The 17,784-nt window shown below is 71.4% G+C and carries 23 protein-coding genes; 16 read left to right on the top strand and 7 right to left on the bottom strand.

The features are described from left to right. Nucleotides 1–169 precede the first annotated feature (169 nt). The 5 genes from ACI79V_RS08765 to ACI79V_RS08745 all read left to right on the top strand — a co-directional run bounded on the left by ACI79V_RS08765 (nt 170) and on the right by ACI79V_RS08745 (nt 3,424). Nucleotides 170–1,123 carry a hypothetical protein gene (locus ACI79V_RS08765; RefSeq protein ID WP_456888381.1) on the top strand — a complete coding sequence of 318 codons (954 nt, stop codon included), beginning with the start codon at nt 170–172 and terminating at the stop codon, nt 1,121–1,123. Between the two features lie 767 nt (nt 1,124–1,890). Further along, on the top strand, nt 1,891–2,034 hold the full coding sequence (locus ACI79V_RS08760) for a hypothetical protein (RefSeq protein ID WP_456888378.1): 144 nt from the start codon (nt 1,891–1,893) through the stop codon (nt 2,032–2,034). A gap of 328 nt (nt 2,035–2,362) precedes the next feature. After that, the gene (locus tag ACI79V_RS08755) at nt 2,363–2,569 is read left to right on the top strand and encodes a hypothetical protein (RefSeq protein ID WP_456873953.1); all 207 of its coding nucleotides are present in this window, start codon (nt 2,363–2,365) and stop codon (nt 2,567–2,569) included. Beyond that, nucleotides 2,562–2,960 carry a TadE/TadG family type IV pilus assembly protein gene (locus ACI79V_RS08750; RefSeq protein ID WP_456888377.1) on the top strand — a complete coding sequence of 133 codons (399 nt, stop codon included), beginning with the start codon at nt 2,562–2,564 and terminating at the stop codon, nt 2,958–2,960. The genes ACI79V_RS08755 and ACI79V_RS08750 overlap by 8 nt, the downstream gene beginning before the upstream one ends. Then, nucleotides 2,957–3,424: a hypothetical protein gene (locus ACI79V_RS08745; protein WP_456888373.1), complete on the top strand. Its 468-nt coding sequence runs from the start codon at nt 2,957–2,959 to the stop codon at nt 3,422–3,424. The genes ACI79V_RS08750 and ACI79V_RS08745 overlap by 4 nt, the downstream gene beginning before the upstream one ends. Before the next feature lie 184 nt (nt 3,425–3,608). On the opposite strand, the gene ACI79V_RS08740 is transcribed toward ACI79V_RS08745, so the two are convergent. Next, nucleotides 3,609–4,298 carry a hypothetical protein gene (locus ACI79V_RS08740; RefSeq protein WP_456888370.1) on the bottom strand — a complete coding sequence of 230 codons (690 nt, stop codon included), beginning with the start codon at nt 4,296–4,298 and terminating at the stop codon, nt 3,609–3,611. Nucleotides 4,299–4,780: 482 nt separating this feature from the next. Between ACI79V_RS08740 and ACI79V_RS08735 the strand changes: the two genes are divergently transcribed. Together ACI79V_RS08735 and ACI79V_RS08730 are read left to right on the top strand one after the other, a co-directional pair. Then, nucleotides 4,781–5,014, top strand: coding sequence for a hypothetical protein (locus tag ACI79V_RS08735; RefSeq protein ID WP_456888368.1), 234 nt, complete (start codon nt 4,781–4,783; stop codon nt 5,012–5,014). Continuing rightward, nucleotides 5,011–5,199: a hypothetical protein gene (locus tag ACI79V_RS08730; RefSeq protein ID WP_456888365.1), complete on the top strand. Its 189-nt coding sequence runs from the start codon at nt 5,011–5,013 to the stop codon at nt 5,197–5,199. Before ACI79V_RS08735 ends, ACI79V_RS08730 begins: the two co-directional genes overlap by 4 nt. A 295-nt stretch (nt 5,200–5,494) precedes the next feature. Here ACI79V_RS08730 and ACI79V_RS08725 read toward each other — a convergent pair whose 3' ends face one another. After that, complete coding sequence (locus ACI79V_RS08725; protein WP_456888362.1) at nt 5,495–5,701, bottom strand: hypothetical protein; 207 nt, start codon at nt 5,699–5,701, stop codon at nt 5,495–5,497. 8 nt (nt 5,702–5,709) lie between these two features. Next, nucleotides 5,710–6,219 (bottom strand): DinB family protein, encoded by a 510-nt coding sequence (locus ACI79V_RS08720; RefSeq protein ID WP_456873965.1) that lies wholly within the window; start codon nt 6,217–6,219, stop codon nt 5,710–5,712. A gap of 161 nt (nt 6,220–6,380) precedes the next feature. Here ACI79V_RS08720 and ACI79V_RS08715 point away from each other — a divergent pair, with 161 nt between their 5' ends. The 4 genes from ACI79V_RS08715 to ACI79V_RS08700 all read left to right on the top strand — a co-directional run bounded on the left by ACI79V_RS08715 (nt 6,381) and on the right by ACI79V_RS08700 (nt 11,992). Further along, nucleotides 6,381–6,563: a hypothetical protein gene (locus ACI79V_RS08715; protein WP_456888359.1), complete on the top strand. Its 183-nt coding sequence runs from the start codon at nt 6,381–6,383 to the stop codon at nt 6,561–6,563. A gap of 571 nt (nt 6,564–7,134) precedes the next feature. After that, complete coding sequence (locus ACI79V_RS08710) at nt 7,135–8,931, top strand: glycosyltransferase family 2 protein (RefSeq protein ID WP_456888357.1); 1,797 nt, start codon at nt 7,135–7,137, stop codon at nt 8,929–8,931. Next, entirely contained in the window at nt 8,928–10,949 is a 2,022-nt protein-coding gene (glxA, locus tag ACI79V_RS08705; RefSeq protein ID WP_456888355.1) for a radical copper oxidase GlxA, read from the top strand. Before ACI79V_RS08710 ends, glxA begins: the two co-directional genes overlap by 4 nt. After that, nucleotides 10,946–11,992 (top strand): glycoside hydrolase family 6 protein, encoded by a 1,047-nt coding sequence (locus ACI79V_RS08700; protein WP_456888353.1) that lies wholly within the window; start codon nt 10,946–10,948, stop codon nt 11,990–11,992. The genes glxA and ACI79V_RS08700 overlap by 4 nt, the downstream gene beginning before the upstream one ends. Nucleotides 11,993–12,005: 13 nt before the next feature. Here the strand turns inward: ACI79V_RS08700 and ACI79V_RS08695 are convergent, their stop codons facing one another. Together ACI79V_RS08695 and ACI79V_RS08690 are read right to left on the bottom strand one after the other, a co-directional pair. Beyond that, entirely contained in the window at nt 12,006–12,224 is a 219-nt protein-coding gene (locus ACI79V_RS08695; RefSeq protein WP_456873970.1) for a hypothetical protein, read from the bottom strand. Between the two features lie 250 nt (nt 12,225–12,474). Continuing rightward, entirely contained in the window at nt 12,475–12,711 is a 237-nt protein-coding gene (locus ACI79V_RS08690) for a hypothetical protein (RefSeq protein ID WP_456888351.1), read from the bottom strand. Between the two features lie 50 nt (nt 12,712–12,761). Between ACI79V_RS08690 and cutA the strand changes: the two genes are divergently transcribed. After that, a complete protein-coding gene (cutA, locus tag ACI79V_RS08685) occupies nt 12,762–13,088 on the top strand; it encodes a divalent-cation tolerance protein CutA (protein ID WP_456888350.1) in 327 nt (108 codons plus the stop codon). Here the strand turns inward: cutA and ACI79V_RS08680 are convergent. Both ACI79V_RS08680 and ACI79V_RS08675 read right to left on the bottom strand, forming a co-directional pair. Then, complete coding sequence (locus ACI79V_RS08680; protein WP_456888348.1) at nt 13,085–13,984, bottom strand: NADP-dependent oxidoreductase; 900 nt, start codon at nt 13,982–13,984, stop codon at nt 13,085–13,087. The two genes, cutA and ACI79V_RS08680, sit on opposite strands and share 4 nt — an antisense overlap. A gap of 74 nt (nt 13,985–14,058) precedes the next feature. Next, a complete protein-coding gene (locus tag ACI79V_RS08675; RefSeq protein WP_456873974.1) occupies nt 14,059–14,346 on the bottom strand; it encodes a DUF6343 family protein in 288 nt (95 codons plus the stop codon). Between the two features lie 61 nt (nt 14,347–14,407). On the opposite strand from ACI79V_RS08675, the gene ACI79V_RS08670 reads away from it, so the two are divergent. The 4 genes from ACI79V_RS08670 (at nt 14,408) to ftsX (ending at nt 17,743) form a co-directional block, all read left to right on the top strand. Beyond that, nucleotides 14,408–14,827: a hypothetical protein gene (locus tag ACI79V_RS08670; protein ID WP_456888346.1), complete on the top strand. Its 420-nt coding sequence runs from the start codon at nt 14,408–14,410 to the stop codon at nt 14,825–14,827. A gap of 49 nt (nt 14,828–14,876) precedes the next feature. Then, the gene (gene prfB, locus ACI79V_RS08665; protein WP_456888345.1) at nt 14,877–15,989 is read left to right on the top strand and encodes a peptide chain release factor 2; all 1,113 of its coding nucleotides are present in this window, start codon (nt 14,877–14,879) and stop codon (nt 15,987–15,989) included. A 136-nt stretch (nt 15,990–16,125) separates the two neighbouring features. Continuing rightward, nucleotides 16,126–16,815 (top strand): cell division ATP-binding protein FtsE, encoded by a 690-nt coding sequence (gene ftsE / locus ACI79V_RS08660; protein ID WP_456888343.1) that lies wholly within the window; start codon nt 16,126–16,128, stop codon nt 16,813–16,815. 43 nt (nt 16,816–16,858) lie between these two features. Continuing rightward, nucleotides 16,859–17,743, top strand: coding sequence for a permease-like cell division protein FtsX (gene ftsX / locus ACI79V_RS08655; RefSeq protein WP_456888341.1), 885 nt, complete (start codon nt 16,859–16,861; stop codon nt 17,741–17,743). The last annotated feature ends 41 nt before the right edge of the window (nt 17,744–17,784 follow it).

The raw sequence follows: 17,784 nt of genomic DNA, 5'->3' as shown, positions 1-17,784 counted from the left end.
GCAGGGGTGCGACGTCGGGTGCCGCACCCCACGCCGTGCCAAAGCACTTTCGACTCAGGTTGAGACGACATGCACTCGCGCAACCTGTGTGACGCCTGCACGGGAGCTAGTCTCACCGCACGCTTCCGAAGGCCACTCACCATGGCCTGCGACGTACTTGGGGGAGTTCGTGACGGCGGATGGGTGGGGCGGCGTTCTTATCGGGCTAGCTGCAATTCTTGCTGCATTTGCCATATTCGCATACACCCAGAAAAAGCCGCGGTGGTGGACCATTGCCGCAGGGGTTGGCAGTGTGCTTAGCACTATCGCTGCACTATTTGCCGGCTTCATCATTGATGAGGGACCGGGACCGGGGCCGGATGAAGACTTGTCGGCAGTCTTCGATGCACCCGCGGAGGACGCGGACGTGACGAGCCCTATAGATGCGAGCGGCTCGGCCGAGCTAACTGAAGGATGGGTCTTGTGGCTGCTCTCAAAAGCCCCTAATGGCAACTACTACACCACCACGTCAAACCCGTCGCCGGTTGACATCAATGCGCGCGGTTATTGGACCGTTCGCGAGGTCGGTCTAGGCAAAGAGTCCAGCGATCTACCCGACCCCTATGAGCTCGTTCTAGTAGCCGCACCGAGCGACGACAGCGCGATCGAGGAGGCGGTTCAGAATCGGGACGGGATGGCCGCCAACCTCGGAAAACGACTCCCCGAGGACACGCTGGAACTGGACAGGGTGGCGGTGACGTTGACTGCAATCCAGGGGTCAACTACCTCCCCCACCTCCATACCTACTTCAAGCTCGACCCCTACTTCCAGTGCCAGTCCGAGCCAGGCGGTCCTCCGGTTCGACTCGCTGGGCGGTGGGTCGCAGTACATCAGTGTCTACCCGGGCGTGGAAGACAGGCCGGAAGACAAGATCAGCAATGGCAGCTTCGAGCATGACCAGACTGCACCGGCCCTTTGTCGGACGACGGGCCGGTTGGTCGTCTCGGATACGAATGCCGGTGAGGAGTCGCGAGAGTCAGATATCTGGATCCGCATCGAGGGGTCGCCGAATGTGGTGCAGTACGCGTCCCTGACCTACGGCGAGATTGAGGACGGCGCTCTTGAGGGACTGCCTCAGTGCTGAGCGGGTGTCGACGGGGCAACTGAAGTCCGTAGAAGTGCCTTTCATCGACGGCTGCGGAATGGCTACCCTGCGCATCACTGGATGCCTGGCCGAGCTAGAGCGCCCGGCCAGGCACCCAGGCGGCGGACCTAACGGATCACGGGTAGGAGCGTCGTCACGACCGTCGTCATGTCAGGCGAGTCGGCGAAGATTGCCGTCAGCGTGACTGCGCTCGCAACAATCGCCAGTCGCGCGACACGCTGCCACCCGTGCGGCGGGGGAGGCGTGCCTGTGGCGCGCATGGGCCTCGCCCCGACGAGGGGGGTGACCCCTCTGCGGCGTACACGAGCTGGCGTAAGCCCGCTAAGCGTGTGCCTCTGGGGGGCACACGGGCGTTTGCCGATCGGCGCGGTCGAGGCTGCAAAGGCCGGCTCGATGCGTCATGCTGTTGCTCTCGGAGGTACAGCCATGCGGCGCAGCCCGATGATGCCGACCGTCATCGTTGGCGCTTGCTCTGGTGCAGCTGCGGCTGCTGGAGCCCTAAGCTCAGCCGATTATCTGCCTCCGGCCGTCCAGCTGATGTTCACCGTCCTCGCAGCCGTCACCGCCGGAGTAGGCGCTTCCCAGGCAGTGAGCTCGCCATCAAAAAACGTCTAAGGGAGACGATCCTGTTCCCCTTTGTTGACCGACGGCGCTCTGAGAAGTAGGGCTCCGTACACCTCTGCTAGTCCGTCGTCCTGCGGGTGACGTCCCGTCTCTCAGGCGGGAGGCTGCACACCGGCATCTCCATGATCGTGGCGTTCGGCATCCTAGCGGTCATGATCATCGGCCTAGAAGCGGAAGCGCCCGGAAAGAAGAGCCCAGGAAGCTGGCTGATGTGGATGCTGGCCGTCTTTCTCGCGTTCCTCTGGATTGCATGGTGGCGGGCGTGACGCATGTCCTGGGAGCGGGCAGATGAGGGGTCATGTGAAGTTCGGAGTCCCGCTTCGGTAGGCCAGAAATCTGCTAGGTCGTTGTGCTGCGGGTGCCCTGGACGCTTGCCGACTCTCCGGACAAGCAGGGTTGCCAGGGCGCGGCCCGCCGCCGTAGGTACGGCAGTCGGTCCTCTTGCTTCGGATAGGACTAGGTCCTCCTGACGATTGTGGTGCCGGTCGTCTTCCTGGTGCTGCCGGTCACCGTCCTGTTCGCCCTGTTCCCGGGGCTGATCAGCATCGTCTCGCTGGCGCGCTGAGCGCCGGCACAACCCGAGGAGGACGACGGATGCGGGCCCTGGCCTGGCTTCTCACGCTCACGGCGGCACTGGCCGCGCGGCTCCGGGAGGACGATCCCGAGCGGGGCGACGTGCCCGGCTGGGTGATGATCACCGTGATGACCGCGGCGCTGGTGCTGGCGATCCTGGTGCCGTTCCGCGAGGCGATCGTGTCGGCGGTGCAGAACGCGCTGGCCTCCGTCACGGCCGGTGGCTGAACGGCGGGACCCCGAGAGAGGCGGCGCCGTCGTCGACTTCGTGCTGGTGTCGGTGCTGGTCGTGGTGCTGCTGCTGGCGGTGCTGCAGGTGGCGGTCTACGTGCACGTGCGCAACGTGGTGACCGCCAGCGCGCAGGAGGGTGCCCGGTACGCGGCCAACGCCGACGTGCCGACGTCGGCGGCGACCGGCCGGGCGCTGGCGACGGTGGCCCGGGCGACGTCGACCGGCACCGCCGAGGGGCTGGTGTGCACCGCCGCGGAGGAGGTCGACCCGACCGGGCTGGTGCTGGTGACGGTGCGCTGCACCGGCGCGGTGCCGACGCTGCTGGCCGGACTGGGTGACGTGCTGCCGCTGGAGGTCACCGGCCGGGCGGTGGAGGAGGCGGCGTGAGGTGGCTGCGCGCCCGGCTCGGGCAGGTCGCCGGGGAGCGGGGCTCGGCTCTGGTGGAGTTCGTGTTCGTGGCGCTGGTGGTGTTCGTGCCGCTGGTGTACGTGGTGGCCGGGTTCTCCGCGGTGCAGCGCGGGGTGTTCGCCGCGACCGCGGCCGCGCGGGAGGCCGGGCGCGCGCTGGCCACCGCGCCGGACGCCGTCTCCGGGCTGGCGCGGGCCGAGCGGGCCGCGCAGCTGGCGGTGGCCGACCAGTCGGTGGAGGCGTCTGACGTGCGGCTGGTCTACGTCCCGGCCGGCGCCGACTGTGCGGCGGCGGGGGGCTACGCGCCGTCGCTGGCGCCGGGGGAGGAGTTCTCCGTGTGCGCCACGGTGACCGTGCGGATCCCGCTGCTGCCGGAGTTCGTCGACGCCAACACCGCCACCGGCCAGTTCGTCGTCGAGACCGACCGCTACGTCGACCGCTGAGCCGTCCACGGCTCAGCGGCCGAGTGCCTCCTCGGGACTGAGAACTGCGCAGCGGTGATCAGCGGTGCGCCCAGAGCCTCGGCCAGCGCGACGTACCAGGCGTTGTGGGCGGTCATGTCACCGCGCAGGTCCACCAACCGCTAAAGGAACGACGTGAAGGGATGAATGCCGCACGACGGTGCCCTCAGTTTGGCGGTTCGTCGCGCAGGATGTCGTCAGGTGCAGTCCCGAGTTGCTGCGACTTCTCACCTTCCCACTGCTGCACTCGTAGATACTCTTCGTGTAGGTCGCGGTAGCACGCTCCGACGGGCCCGGGGATCTCAAGGTCTTCGTCCGTAACCCACAAGGCATCAATTGCCATATGAGGGGCGCCGAGGATGGCCACGCCTGCGTCGAGTACATCGGAGTTGCCATCACGGGTCAGAGATATCTGCACTCTGTACATGTGAGTGCCCACTACGTTCTCAGGCTCGGGCACCTGCATGGAGAATTCGAACCGATCGGCTTGGCCGGGTTCGATCTCCTGGGCGACGTCAACGTCCAGGATCTGATTGGGCTGCGGGTCAAGGGGCAGCGTCACGTCATACGTCTGGCTGACCATCAGCGCGCCGCCAGCTTCGCAAACGTCGAAGAAGGCATGGTCGAGAATCTGAAGCCGCGCGCCATCCACTACGGAGACCTGATCACCGACATTGCGTAATACGACCTGCAATCGGGGTGCCACTATCTTGAATTCGCCTTCTCGTTGGCCGACCGCGATGGAGCCGTCTTGCACCGCAATGTCGACGATCTCGAGCTCGGTGCGCGGTCGACTCATCCACCACGTGAATGCTGCGGCCACCAGAGCGACGAGTAGCGGGGCGATCAGATACACGGCGACCTTCTCCGAAGTCAGCCAACGCGACTTCGTTGCCGGTCCGACAGACTGGCCCTGATCAGTCACCATTCCGCTCCCGTGGCATCCGGAAAGGGTGAGGACGACGCCGTGGTCGTCCGTTCAACGCCTTCACTAATAGGCAACGTGATATTGGCCGACCTGGCGTCACGGGTCCGTCACCAGGGCGTCACCGTTCCGATTGCGCGTTACTGGCAGGGCGCTTGCCCTGCTGGGCTCCGAGGCGTGACCTGTCTCGTTGGTCCGCAGGCGGGCCGCAGGACATGCCAAGAGCCATCAGCCACGAGCGCGCGTGTGATCGGCATCGGGCTTGGTCGCGTCGCTTCGGCCTCAACGACCTCCGCCCTCGACCACGTGGTGTTGCTCAAGGAACTGGGCGGGTGCCGCATGCTCGCTGAGCTGACACCCAGGTGTGAGCAAGGTGACGCGGCTCGATTGGGCCTAATGGCCTGGCGTGCGCCATGGCGATCGTCTGGATCACCGACGAGGACCGCCAGGACATGCACCATGCAGCGGAAGAGCGTCGCGTCCCAGCTGAGCTCGAGCAGAAGTACGCGGTGTACCGGGAGGCGGACAGGACCCCGCTGACCGAGGGGCGGCTGCGGATCCTCAACGGGCAATTGGACCTGTCGCCATCCAGGAGAGGGCGGAGAAGGAGGACCGAGAAGGTCGACGGCAAGGTGACGGATGAGTGACCACCGTCCGCGGTGCTGTCTGGCTGGCCGCTCTCGCCATCGCGTCTGTCGCGGCGTACGCCACGCTCGTCGTGCTGCCCTACTTCGTCAACGACCTCGATCGCTTCCCGTTGGCCGAGGTCGGAGGCGGCTACCACGACCCCAAGGACCTGTGGCCGACGACGGTCCCGTACGTCGGTGGATAGCTGCACCTGGGTGGCGTGCTGTCGATGGTCTTCGCCCCGATGACGCTCCTGTGTGTGGCCTTCACGAGCGGGTGCGCGTCGGGGGGCCATCACCCGCCGGGCACCAGGGGTTGCAGCCGCGCACGCAGTCGGTCCCTGGTGTGCGTCGTCGCTGCAGCGTGGTTCTTCAGCCCCTTCGCGCAGGCTCTCGCCGCGTGGCAGATGGACCAGCGCGGTACCGGTGACCCTGAACCGTCCCTGACTTGAGCGCCGGAAATCCGATGTCGCCTCGCGCTGGCGGACGCGTCGAGCACCTTCACCCGCTGTCGCGGTCGGCGCGGACCACGTCGGCCGACGAGAACGTGCTGAACCCCGCACCGGCGCCGCGCTCCAGGTGTGCCCGGACCTCCGACACCACGGCGGCCGGCCGTTGCCCACCGGCGTCCTCGACGACCCCCGCCGGCACCGGCTCCTCCAGGCCCTCGCCGGTCTCCTCGGCGCGCCGGTGGACGTCCCCCGACATGTCGGAGGTCAGCCCATCGTCTTCTGGCCGTCGATCGACTCCCGCAGGATGTCGGCGTGACCGGCGTGCTGGGCGGTCTCCGCGATGACGTGGAGGAACACGCGCCGGACCGACCAGCTGGCGCCCGGCTCGAACCAGGGCGCCTCCGGCAGCGCGTGCTCGGCGTCCAGGTCGAGCGTGGCGACGAGCTCGTCGGTGTGCCGGGCGACCTCCTCGTAGTCGGCCAGCACGCCGGCCAGCGTCTCGCCGGGCGCGAGGTGCCAGTGCCGGGTCGCGGCGTCGGGGCCCCAGTTGCGGTGCATCGCCTCGGCGCCGCCCTCGGCGAACCGCACCCAGCCGGCCTCCGTGGCCGCCACGTGCTTGATCAGCCCGGCCAGGTTGAGCGCGCTGACGGTCGGCCGCCGCGTCGCCTGCTCGTCGGTGAGATCGCGGACGGTGAAGCGCAGGAACGCCCGGTGCCGCCGCAGCGACTCGATCAGGTCGGCCCGCTCGCGGGTGAGGGTGGTCGAGCCGGTCATGGGGTCCCCTTCCGCCGTCCTCGGACTGGTCGGTGCCGACGCTAGGGGGAGGGAGTGCCGGACGGAACGGATCGGCATCCGCCGATGACCCCGGCGTATCAGAACCGTCATACCTGCGTCCTAACGTGCAGCTCACAGGCACCGTTGGCCAGGAGGTCGTCATGAGCCCGACCATCACCAGCATCGACCAGCTCGACCTCGACATCTCGGTCGCCTACATCGCGCTCGGCGTCGCCCGCAGCTCGTGGGACCGGTGCCCGAGCGCGGAGAACAGCCGCGCCGTCGACGAGGCGGAGCGCAGTGTCAACCGCCTCCTCGAGGACCGGTTCGCCGCCCAGCAGTGACCCGCCACGAGGAGGGTCGTCCGAGCCGTCCCCACGGGCCGCGACGGCGGGTCCGGCCGGCCGATGCCGGGGTCGCGACCCGCGCCGCCCGGAGCCCGGACATCCCCCTTTCGTGTTCGGGGAGTGACGAGAGCCACTCTCGTGATCTCCACAATCGTCACGAAGGGTGATGACAACCGACTAACTCGTGCGCGACACCCCGCGTAGAGCGGGTCCAAGCGCAGGTTCCCCCGATCGGTGCGGCATCTGACGATCTAGCGCGCTTACGGTGCGTCAGGCGCCCGACCGGGTGCCAGCGAGAGGACCGATCGGCTCCCCCCGACCCCGCGCAGCGGCGCGCGGGTGCGGCACCGGGCGCCGGAGCCTGCCACGGACGGCAGCCCCGGCCGGCCCCGTACCGCGGGTCCTCTGGTCCTGCCTGTCCGCCGGGCGCTGCGCCGTGTGCGCGCGCCCGGACCGCTCCACCGACGAATGGGTTCGCTCTTGCCTGTCACAGCTCCTCCGTCGTGCCGCGTGCCGTCGTCGTCGGTCGCCCTCCGGGAAGGAGGCAGCCTCCCGGTCACGTCCCGGCGTGGCTGACCTCGACACCCGGACGGACTACCCCTACGACGACTTCAGCGAGCTCGCCGGACCGCTGCAGGAGCCGGCCGCGGACCACCGCGTCCGCTTCCGCCCGGTCACCCGGGGCGGGGCGCGCGTGCGGGCCTGGCTGCTGGTGTCGACGGCCCTGCTCTTCGAGGTCCTGTTCCTCGCCTTCCTGCTGCGGCCGGCCAACCACCCGGTGTTCACCGGCGGCTGGCAGGCGTACCTGGCCATGGCGCTCATCGGCAGCATCGCCGTCATCGAGGGGCTGCGGCTGCTCAACGTCTGCACCCTGGCCGTGGCCACGCTCAACGCCCGCGACCCGGTCCCGATGACCCCGCTGACCGGTCAGCGCCTGGCGTTCATCACCACGATCGTGCCGGGCTCGGAGCCCATCGAGATGGTGCGGCGGACCCTCGAGGCCGCCGTCGCCGTCCGGTACGAGGGCACGTTCGACGTCTGGCTGCTCGACGAGGGCGACGACCCGGCCGTGCGGGCCATGTGCGCCGAGCTCGGCGTCCGGCACTTCAGCCGGGCCGGGGTGCCGCGGTGGAACCAGAGCTCGGGCCGGCACAAGGCACGCACCAAGCACGGCAACTACAACGCCTGGCTCGAGGCCCACGGCGCCGAGTACGACTTCTGGGTGTCGGTGGACACCGACCACGTGCCGATGCCGAACATGGCCGAGCGGCTCATGGGCTACTTCCACGACCCCGACGTCGCCTTCGTCGTGGGGCCGCAGGTCTACGGCAACTACGACAACCTCGTCACCCGGGCCGCCGAGTCCCAGCAGTACCTGTTCCACAGCGTCCTGCAGCGGGCGGCGAACCGGTCGACCAGCGCGATGTTCGTCGGCACCAACAACGCGGTGCGGATCTCGGCGCTGCGGGCCGTCGGCGGGCTGCAGGACTCCATCACCGAGGACGCCGCGACCAGCCTCGTCTGGCACGCCGCCCGCAACCCACAGACCGGGGCGCGGTGGAAGTCGGTGTACACCCCCGACGTCCTGGCGGTCGGCGAGGGCCCGAGCACCTGGCGTGACTACTTCACCCAGCAGGGCCGCTGGGCCCGCGGGACCGACGAGGTCGTCCTCCGCCGGTTCTGGCGGCTGGTCCCGCGGATGCCGTTGCGCCGGCTGACGCACTACGCGCTGCTGATGTCGTACTACCCGGCCGCTGCGATCAGCTGGGTGCTCGGCATCACCAACCTGGTCGCCTACCTGCTCACCGGCGTCGCGGGCCTGATGGTGCCCGCCCAGCTGTGGCTGATGCTCTACGTCAACGCCGCGGTGCTGCAGGTCGCCGTCTACTTCTGGAACCGCAAGCACAACGTCAGCCCGCACGAGGAGGAGGGGTCCTCGGGGGTCAGCGGGATGGCCATCTCGGTGATGTCGGCGCCGATCTACGTCAGCGCCTTCCTCGCCGCGGTGCGCAACCGCAGCACCGGGTTCCACGTCACCCGCAAGGGCGCGGTCAGCGGTGACCGGCTCGGCGTCTTCGGCCGGCACCTGGGCTGGGCCGCCGTCCTGGTGGTCGCGCTCGCGGCCTCGCAACTGCTCGGCCACACCCACCCGGCCATCCGCGTCTGGGCGCTGCTGAGCCTCGCCATGGCCCTGCTGCCGGTCGCCCTCTGGAGCGCCGGGCGGGCGCGCGCACGCCTGCGCACGCCGGCCCCGGCCCTGCCCGCACCCGACGTCGTCCCGGCGCCGGCCCTCGCCGCGCCGGCCGTCCGGTTCGTCGGCAACCGGCTCGTCGACGTCCCCCAGACCCAGGAGAGCACCCGATGACCCGACGCAGGCCGCGCCCCGCGCGGCGGCTGCGCAACGCCGCCCTGGTCGCCGCCGCGGTGGCCGGGCTGGTGGCCGCCAACGGCCCGGTCGTGACGGCCGTCGCCGAGGAGGTCTACACCGACTACCAGCGCAGCCGCCCCGACTACCAGGCGGAGTACGGCTCCTGGGAGACCATCGAGCTGCCCGAGGAGTACCGCGGCCAGGCCGTGCACGCCGCCCTGCTCCACACCGGCGACGTGCTGCTCATCGCGGGGTCGGGCAACAACGCCCGCGACTTCGAGGCCGGCACCTTCCGGACCATCCTCTGGGACCCGGTCAGCGGAGAGGCCGAGGAGATCCCGACGCCGGAGGACCTGTTCTGCTCCGGGCACGCCTACCTGCCCAACGGCAACCTGCTCGTCGCGGGCGGCACCCGCGACTACGAGGTCCTCGCCGACGACGTCACGCACGCCGCCGGCGTCCTCACCGTCAAGAACGAGCGCCTCGACGGCCCGGTGACCCTGCCCGCGGGCACCCGCTTCACCGCGCTGGGCAACGCGTACGTGACCGCCGAGGAGGTCACGGTGCCACCCGCGCACCTCATGCCCGACGGCAGCTCCATGGCCGGCGAGATGGAGGTGTGGATCGAGGCCGAGGAAGAGGGCGAGCAGGCCGTCGTCCGGGGCGGCCAGCAGTTCCAGGTCGAGGAGTTCAGCCCGGAGGAGCGGTCCACGCTCTACGGCCAGGGCGACACGATCACCCTGGACAAGCAGAACTACACCGGCCTCGACGCCTCCTACGAGTACGACGTCGCCAGTGAGCGCTACGTCGAGACCGAGCGGCTGACCGAGTCGCGCTGGTACCCGACGCTCGTGGGCCTCGAGGACGGCGGCGTGCTCGCCGTCTCCGGCCTCGACGAGTACGGCCAGGTCGTCGACGGCGACAACGAGGTCTACGACCCGGCCACCCGCACCTGGGAGAACCGCCCCGACCTGGAGCGCTACTTCCCGACCTACCCCGCGCTGTTCCGCCTCGCCGACGGCCACCGGGTGTTCTACAGCGGCTCCAACACCGGCTACGGGCCGGCCGAGGAGGGCCGCCAGCCGGGCATCTGGGACTTGCGGGACAACAGCTGGCAGGACGTCGAGGGCCTGCGCGACCCGGAGTTCAACGAGACCAGCACCTCGTTCATGCTCGCGCCGGTGCAGGACCAGCGGGTCGGCATCGTCGGTGGTGGCGGCGTCGGCGACAGCGAGGAGTCCACGGCCCGCTTCGACGTCGTCGACCTCAGCGAGCCCGAGCCGCGCTACGAGCCCGCCGGCGTCGACTACCCGAGCCCGGCCCGCTACGTCAACGCGGTGACGCTGCCCGACGACACCACGCTGCTCACCGGGGGTTCGGTCGGCTACCGCGGCAACTCGCAGAGCGACCTGTTCCTGACCACGCGGTACGACCCGCACAGCGGCCACCTGCACGAGGCGGCGCCCAACGAGGTGGGTCGCAACTACCACGCGACCGCGCTGCTGCTGCCCGACGGGCGGGTCATGACCATGGGCTCGGACCCGCTGTTCTCCGACGAGGAGAACACCATCCCCGGCCGGTTCGACACCCGTATCGAGATCTACTCCCCGCCCTACCTGTTCGCCGGGGACCGGCCGGCCATCACCGAGGCCCCGCAGGAGATCGGCCGGGGGAGCAGCTTCCGGGTCGAGACCGAGGGCAGCGTCGCCGAGGCCCGGCTGATGCGGCCCAGCGCCGTGACCCACCAGACCGACCCCGAGCAGCGGTCCGTCGCGCTCGAGGTCGGGCCGGGGTCCTGCCCCGAGGACGCCTCCGGTGCGCACGCCGCCCACGGCGGCGCCGGTCACCAGGCCGCCGACGGCGGCGGCTCCTGCCCGGACGGCTGCTGCGGCAGCGGGACGGTCGAGCTGACCGTCCCCGAGGAGGAGGGGCTGACCCCCTCGGGCTGGTACATGTTGGTCGTGGTCGACGACGAGGGCGTCCCCTCCCCGGCGCGCTGGGTGCACGTGGGATGACCGCAGCACCCCCGCGCCGGCGGTCGCTGCGCGCCGCGGTGCTGGCCGTCGTGGCCGGCACCGCGGTCGCCTGCGGCGGCGGCACGGCCGACCCCGAGCCCGCCGCTCCCGAGCAGGACAGCCAGGGCCGGAGCGCCCTGGCGGGCGAGGAGCTGTGGCTCAACCCCGAGGGCCACGGACCCGTCGCGGTGGAGCAGGCGCGGGCCGAGGGGCGGACCGAGGACGCCGAGGCGCTCGCCGAGCTGGCCGAGCAGCCGACCGCCACCTGGATCGCCACGAACGACAACCCCTATCCGGCGGTCGAGGAGATCTCGCTGGCCGCCGACGCGGCCGGGCAGCTGCCGGTCCTGGTGGCCTACAACGTGCCGGGACGCGACTGCGGCTCCTACTCCAGCGGCGGCGCCCCCGACACCGACGCCTACCTCGCCTGGATCGGCAGCTTCGCCGCGGCGCTCGGCGACCGTCCCGCCGTCGTCGTGCTGGAGCCCGACGCCGTCCCGCAGGCCGTGGTGGGCTGCCCGGGGCTCGACGCTGCGGCCCGCTACGAGGTGCTCTCCCAGGCGGTGGAGATCCTCGACCGGCAGCCCGGCGCCCGGATCTACCTCGACGCCGGCAACGCCAGCTGGATCCAGGACCTGCCGGTGCTCGCCGACGCCCTGCGCAGCAGCGGGATCGACTCGGCCGACGGGTTCTCGCTCAACGTCGCCAACTACGAGACGACCGCGGCCAGCACGGAGTACGGGACGGAGCTCTCGCAGGCGCTCGAGGAGGGCGCCCCCGAGGGAGCGCCGCCGGCGCACTTCGTCGTCGACACCAGCCGCAACGGTTCCGGCCCGCCGGAGACCGCCGACAGCGACGAGGGCCGCTGGTGCAACCCGCCGGGGCGGACGCTCGGTGAGCCGCCGACGACCTCGACCGACGTCGACCGCCTGGACGCACTGCTGTGGATCAAGCAGCCCGGCGACTCCGACGGCACCTGCGGCGGCGGCCCGCCGGCGGGTCAGTGGTGGCCGGAGGCGGCCCTGGAGCTGGTGGCCGGCTGACCCCGCCGGTGCGTCACTCGCTCCAGGGCGCGTAGTCCGTGCCGCCGCCGAGCGCGGTGAGCACGATCATCCCGGTGAAGGCGAGCAGGATGAACGCCACCACGACGGCGAACAGCACCCAGCTGCGCTCCTCGATGCCGCGCTTCTCGGGGGTGAGCGGGGTGGCCGGTTCGTCGGAGGGCCGCTGGGTCTCCTCGTCCGCGGCGGGCGGGCGGTCGACGGGCGTGGTCATGGCGACTCCCTGGGTGGGCGCCTCGGGCGCCGGGTGATCGGCGTCCGGTGATCACGCTAGGGCGGTCACGGGGCGCCGGAACGGGTCGGAAGTCCCTGCCGGAGGGCACCTGACGGTCCGCCCCGGGACTCCCGATCCGATCCTGGGCGGTCCGCGCGCCCGGTGAGCCGGGCCGGAGGTCCCGCGACGCAGGGCCCCACGACCTCATCCCGACGCCCGGGGTCCGGACCCCGGGGTCCGGACCCCGGGGTCAGCCGCCGCGCTCGACCTCGGCCTGCACGATGCCGCCGATCGCGGTCTGCAGCGCCGGGTTGGCGGTGTCGCCCTCGGCCAGGGCGGCGCGGGCGGCCTCGGGCAGCAGCGCGGGGTCGACGTCGTCGAGCCAGGTCACCTCCCCGCCGACGCGGCGGCCCACCTGCAGGCCCTCGGTTCCCTGGCGCAGCACGTACTGGTCGCCGTCGACGTCGATCGTCAGGTCGTCGCTCATGGGCGGCCCCTACCCCGCGGGCACCGGCGCACGCACCGCAGGATGGGGGCGTGGAGACCGAGGTGGTCGAGGTCGTCGTCACCGGGCCGGACGCCGACTGGCTGGCCGGCTACGCGCGGACGCTGGTCGAGGAGCGGCTGGCCGCCTGCGGGCAGCAGCTCGCGGCGATCCGCTCGGTGTACCGCTGGGAGGGGGCGGTGCACGACGAGGCCGAGGCCCGGGTCGCGCTGCACACCCGCCGCTCCCTGGTGCCGGCGCTGGTCGCGCGCACCCGCGAGCTGCACCCCTACGACGTCCCGTGCGTGCTCGCCCTGCCGGTCGCCGACGGCGATCCCGGCTACCTGCGCTGGGTGCTCGCCGAGACCCGCGAACCCTAGGGGGTCAGCAGCAGCTTGCCGCGCACGTGCCCCTCGCGGCTGCGCCGCAGCGCGTCGGCGGTCCGCTCGAAGGGGTAGGTGCCCGCGACCGGCAGCTGCAGTCTGCCCTCCGCCACGAGCCGCGCGATCTCGGCCAGCCGGGGCTCGGCGCCCTCGCTGCTCGTGGTCACCTGCACGCCGAGGTCGCCGGCGCCGAAGTCGGCGGTGGTGACCACCCGCCCGGGGTCGCCGGTGAGGGTGACCAGGTCGCGCACCGATCCCCGCCCCGCGGTGTCGACGGCGCCGTCGACCCCGTCCGGCACGAGCTCGCGCACCCGCTCCGGCAGGCCCTCGCCGTAGGTGGTGGCCAGGGCGCCGAGGGAGCGGACGAACTCGGTGTTGGCCTGCGACGAGGTGCCCACGACGCGCAGCCCCCGGCTGAGGGCGACCTGCACGGCGGCGATGCCGACCCCGCCGCTGGCGCCGTCGACGACGACGGTGGAGCCCTCGGGCAGCCCCAGCAGGTCGAGGACGCGGACGGCGGTCTCCCCGGCGACGCCGAGCCCGGCCGCGGCCGCGAGGTCCACGCTCGGCGGCGCGGGCGCCCACGCGGTGAGGACGGCGTGCTCGGCGGCCGTGGCGCGGCCCAGCCCGAACACCGCGTCGCCGACGGCGACGCCGGTCACGCCCTCGCCGACCTCGTCGACGACCCCGGCCGCGTCGAAGCCCGGCACGGTCGGCCCCGCCGGCGCGCCGCCGCGGGCCGTCAGCCCGGTGACCTGCTTCCAGTCGATCGGGTTGACGCTCGCCGCCCGGACGGCGATGCGGACCCGGCCCGGCCCGGCGTGCGGCTCGTCGACCTCCCCGACGCCCACGACCTCGGGCTCCCCGTACTCGGTGTAGACGACGGCGCGCATGGGCGGGCTCCTCCCGGACGGCGGTGACGTGCGGCTGCAACCACCGTGGCCGCCGTCACCTTCCGCGGGGCCGGTCAACCGGGCTCGCCGCGCGCCTTCCGCCGGGCCACCACGACCAGGTCGACCAGCGCCACCGCGGCGAGGACGAACAGCAGCACCGCGGGCCAGGACGGCAGGTCGGTGCGCAGCCACAGGACCCCGAACACGACGCAGGTGACCAGCCCGAACGCGGCGAGGACCAGCCGCAGGGTGAGCGCCGACTGCGCCGGCGCCGCGCCGCCGATGCCCGCCGTCGGGTCGTGGTGGTCGGGCAGGCCGCGCGCGTACTCCTCGCGGGTCCGCCGGCGCCGGGGCTCGCTCATGCCGGGGGGATACCCGGCGCCGCCCCCGGCCACCCGGCGGCCCGCTGCGAGGATGGCGGCCGTGACACCGGCCGCCCGCGACACCACCGCCGTCCTCCGCGAGCTCGGCGCGGCCCTGCTGGCCGCCGCGCCGGCGGACGCGGCGCGGCTGCGCTACCGCGCCACGGTGGTCGGCGACGTCCGTCGCGACCAGCTCACCGCGGAGCCCGGCGACGGGCCGCCGGTGCCGGTGCCGGTGACCGACGCCGTCCGGGCGCGGGTCGAGGAGCTCAAGCGGGTCATGTGGACGCCCGAGCGCGGCACATGGCTGCAGACCGAGATGGTGCTCGACCGGTCCACCGGCCGGCTGCTGCCGCTGTTCAACGCCGAGGCCGTGCCCGCCGGCCCGCCGCTGCCGCGGGAGGCGCTGGTCGCCGAGCTGCGTGACTTCCCCCGCCCGCCCGACGCCGTCCCCGGGTGGATGACCGAGGTGATCGGCTGACCCTGCCGCCCGGCACCGGCCGCCCCCGGGCGCACTACCCTGGATCGACGTGGCCGCAGACTTCGCCGTCGTCCTCGACGAGCTCGACACGACCCTCCGGAGCATCGAGTCCGTCCTCGACGTCGACCGGCTCCGCCGGGAGGTCGCCGACCTCGAGCAGCAGGCGGCCGCGCCCGACCTCTGGAACGACGTCGAGGCCGCCCAGGCGCTGACCTCGCGGCTGTCCTACCTGCAGGGCGACCTGCGCCGGGTGGAGGAGCTGCGCAGCCGGCTCGACGACGTGGGCCTGCTGCACGAGATGGCCGCGGAGGAGAACGACGAGGCCACCACCGCCGAGGCCGAGCGGGAGCTCGAGGCGCTGCGCAAGGCGATCGACGAGCTCGAGGTCCGCACGCTGCTCAACGGCGAGTACGACTCCCGCGAGGCGCTGGTGACCATCCGCTCGGAGGCCGGCGGGGTCGACGCCGCCGACTTCGCCGAGATGCTCATGCGGATGTACCTGCGCTGGGCCGAGCGGCACAAGTACGCCGTCGAGGTCTACGACACCAGCTACGCGGAGGAGGCCGGCATCAAGTCGGCGACCTTCGCCGTCAAGCAGCCCTACGCCTACGGCACCCTCTCGGTCGAGCAGGGCACCCACCGGCTGGTGCGCATCTCGCCCTTCGACAACCAGGGCCGCCGGCAGACCTCGTTCGCCGGCGTCGAGGTGCTGCCCGTCGTCGAGCAGACCGACCACGTCGAGATCCCGGAGAACGAGATCCGCATCGACGTGTTCCGGTCGAGCGGGCCGGGCGGGCAGAGCGTGAACACCACCGACTCCGCCGTGCGGATCACCCACCTGCCCACCGGCATCGTCGTCTCCTGCCAGAACGAGAAGAGCCAGATCCAGAACCGGGCCGCGGCGATGCGCGTGCTGCAGGCGCGGCTGCTGGCCAAGCGGCAGGAGGAGCAGCGCGCCGCGATGGACGCGCTCAAGGGCGAGGGCTCGAGCTGGGGCAACCAGATGCGCTCCTACGTGCTGCACCCCTACCAGATGGTCAAGGACCTGCGGACCGAGCAGGAGACCGGGAACACCACGGCGGTCCTCGACGGCGACATCGACGCGTTCATCGAGGCCGGCATCCGCTGGCGCCGTCAGCAGGAGAGCGTGCCGGCCAGCTGAGCATCGCCTCCGTCACACCGCGGCGCGGTTGGCGGGCCGATCCCGCTGGGTAGCGGGGGAGGTCGCGGAATCGCTCCCGGAGCGTCTCGGTGCGAACCGACCAGGGTGCGGCTCCGGACAGGTACCGTGGCCCCTCGTGATCGAATTGCAACACGTCACCAAGCTCTACCCGGCCAGCCCCCGGCCGGCCCTCGATGACGTGACGACGGAGATCGACAAGGGGGAGTTCGTCTTCCTCATCGGCTCCTCGGGCTCCGGCAAGTCGACGTTCCTCCGGCTGCTGCTCAAGGAGGACGACCCCACCCGCGGGACGATCACGGTCAACGGCAAGACCCTCAACGGCATGAGCAAGTGGCAGGTGCCCAAGCTCCGCCGCACCATGGGCTGCGTCTTCCAGGACTTCCGCCTGCTCCGCAACCGCACCGTCGCGGAGAACGTGGCCTTCGCCCTCGAGGTCATCAACAAGCCGCACCGCACGATCAAGCGGGTCGTGCCCGAGGTGCTGGAGATGGTCGGGCTCGACGGGAAGGCCAACCGGCTGCCGCACGAGCTCTCCGGTGGTGAGCAGCAGCGGGTCGCGATCGCCCGCGCGTTCGTCAACCGGCCGCTGGTGCTGCTCGCCGACGAGCCCACCGGCAACCTGGACCCGGACACCAGCGAAGGGATCATGCTGCTGCTGGAGCGGATCAACCGCACCGGCACCACCGTGATCATGGCGACGCACGACTACCACATCGTCGACTCCATGCGCCGCCGCGTCATCGAGCTCAACGGGGGCCAGATCACCCGCGACCAGTCGCGCGGCGTCTACGGCGTCGGCCGCTGACGGTCGCCCCCCGCCACGACCTGCACCTCACGACAGGGAACCCATGCGCGTCAACTTCGTCCTCTCCGAGGTGGCCACCGGGCTGCGTCGCAACCTGACCATGACGGTCGCGATGATCCTGACCACGGCCATCTCGCTCGGTCTCATGGGGACCGGCCTGCTCATCGCCGGGATGATCTCCGACATGAAGGAGATCTACTACGACAAGGTGCAGGTCTCCATCTTCCTGGCCGACGGCGTCACCGACGAGCAGCGCAGCGCCATCGAGACCCAGCTCGCCGACTCGCCGGAGGTGGCCACCTTCCTCTACGAGTCCAAGGAGGAGGCCTACGAGCGCTTCCGGCAGCAGTTCTCCCAGCAGCCCGAGCTGGTCGAGAACACGCCGCCGGACGCGCTGCCGGAGAGCTTCCGGGTGGAGCTGGTCAACCCCGAGCGCTACGAGGTCATCGCCGCGGAGTTCCCCAACGGGCAGAACGGCGTGGACCAGGTCCGCGACGAGGGCGACTTCCTCGACCGGCTGTTCAGCCTGCTCAACGGCGCCCGCAACGCGACCATCGCCGTGGCGGTGGTCCAGGCGCTGGCGGCGCTGCTGCTGATCTCCAACACGATCCAGCTGGCGGCGTTCAACCGGCGCAACGAGACCAACATCATGCGCCTGGTCGGTGCCTCCCGCTGGTACACCCAGCTGCCGTTCATCCTCGAGGCGGCGCTCGCCGGGCTCATCGGCGCGGCGCTCGCGGTGGGCGGCCTGGTGCTGACCAAGGTGCTCTTCGTCGACCGGACGCTGGCCGGGCCGATCAAGGCGGGCATCATCCCGCCGGTCGACTGGAGCGCCATCGCCACGATCAGCCCGATCATCGCCGGTGCCGGCGTGGGCCTGGCCGCGGTCGCCGCCTACGTCACGCTGCGCCTCTACGTGCGTCTCTAGCGGGTTCGCCGCCTCCCGTCGCGGGCGGGGCCGGAGGCGGG

Source organism: Geodermatophilus sp. SYSU D00700 (assembly GCF_054050255.1).
This window is presented reverse-complemented; position numbering and strand designations above follow the sequence as displayed.

Excerpts from the sequence above, each read along its gene's own strand:
- ACI79V_RS08760 (WP_456888378.1), top strand. The coding sequence starts at position 1,891 with ATGATCGTGGCGTTCGGCATCCTAGCGGTCATGATCATCGGCCTAGAA.
- ACI79V_RS08755 (WP_456873953.1), top strand. The coding sequence starts at position 2,363 with ATGCGGGCCCTGGCCTGGCTTCTCACGCTCACGGCGGCACTGGCCGCG.
- ACI79V_RS08735 (WP_456888368.1), top strand. The coding sequence starts at position 4,781 with ATGGCGATCGTCTGGATCACCGACGAGGACCGCCAGGACATGCACCAT.
- ACI79V_RS08725 (WP_456888362.1), bottom strand. The coding sequence starts at position 5,701 with ATGTCGGGGGACGTCCACCGGCGCGCCGAGGAGACCGGCGAGGGCCTG.
- ACI79V_RS08720 (WP_456873965.1), bottom strand. The coding sequence starts at position 6,219 with ATGACCGGCTCGACCACCCTCACCCGCGAGCGGGCCGACCTGATCGAG.
- ACI79V_RS08715 (WP_456888359.1), top strand. The coding sequence starts at position 6,381 with ATGAGCCCGACCATCACCAGCATCGACCAGCTCGACCTCGACATCTCG.
- glxA (WP_456888355.1), top strand. The coding sequence starts at position 8,928 with ATGACCCGACGCAGGCCGCGCCCCGCGCGGCGGCTGCGCAACGCCGCC.
- ACI79V_RS08700 (WP_456888353.1), top strand. The coding sequence starts at position 10,946 with ATGACCGCAGCACCCCCGCGCCGGCGGTCGCTGCGCGCCGCGGTGCTG.
- ACI79V_RS08695 (WP_456873970.1), bottom strand. The coding sequence starts at position 12,224 with ATGACCACGCCCGTCGACCGCCCGCCCGCCGCGGACGAGGAGACCCAG.
- ACI79V_RS08690 (WP_456888351.1), bottom strand. The coding sequence starts at position 12,711 with ATGAGCGACGACCTGACGATCGACGTCGACGGCGACCAGTACGTGCTG.
- ACI79V_RS08680 (WP_456888348.1), bottom strand. The coding sequence starts at position 13,984 with ATGCGCGCCGTCGTCTACACCGAGTACGGGGAGCCCGAGGTCGTGGGC.
- ACI79V_RS08675 (WP_456873974.1), bottom strand. The coding sequence starts at position 14,346 with ATGAGCGAGCCCCGGCGCCGGCGGACCCGCGAGGAGTACGCGCGCGGC.
- ftsX (WP_456888341.1), top strand. The coding sequence starts at position 16,859 with ATGCGCGTCAACTTCGTCCTCTCCGAGGTGGCCACCGGGCTGCGTCGC.